Annotated in this window: 1 pseudogene; it reads right to left on the bottom strand. The window is 68.3% G+C overall.

The annotated features are described in order from the left end of the window. Nucleotides 1-561: pseudogene (locus tag IVB13_RS04535) on the bottom strand (hybrid sensor histidine kinase/response regulator); the annotation flags it as partial.

Below are 561 nucleotides of genomic sequence, written 5' to 3'. Positions count from 1 at the left end.
GCAGCTCGGCGGTGACGTTGGACAGCCGCTGCAACGGCACCTTGAACTCGGTGTCCTCGTTGCGGCGGGAGATCTCCAACAGCTGGTTGCGGGTCAGCACCAGCTCCGAGACCATGGTCATCAGATGCTCAAGCGTATCCACGTTGACGCGGATCGACTGGTTGGCGATGCTGGCTCCCTCGGCGGCGCCCTCGTCGGCGATCGACTTCTTCGGCGCGGCCTTGTCCTTCGCCTTGGTCTCCTTCGCGGCTTCCTTGGCAACAGGCACCGGGGCTTCAGCGGCAGGCGGAGGCTCCGCCTTGACTTCGGCCCTGGCAACCGGGACCGGCACTTCGATCGCGGTCTCGCGGAAGGCACGCTCGAGCTCGTCGAGCGAGACTTCGCCCGGACGCAGCGGACGCTCCAGGCTCTGGTCGGCCAGCACGCCGGAGGTCGGCGCGGCTTCAACGGCGACAGGCGCGTCCGGCACCAGCGGCGGCGCTTCGGCAACGGCAGCAGCAGCGCCGGCCGCCATGGCGGCCATGCCCTGCTCGACCATCGCTTCCAGCTTGTCGATGAGAT

The sequence above is a fragment of the Bradyrhizobium sp. 17 genome (genome assembly GCF_023073515.1).
Classification (GTDB): Bacteria; Pseudomonadota; Alphaproteobacteria; order Rhizobiales; family Xanthobacteraceae; genus Bradyrhizobium; species Bradyrhizobium canariense_D.
Note: the sequence above shows the minus strand (reverse complement) of the source record. Positions and strands in the feature narration are given on the sequence as shown.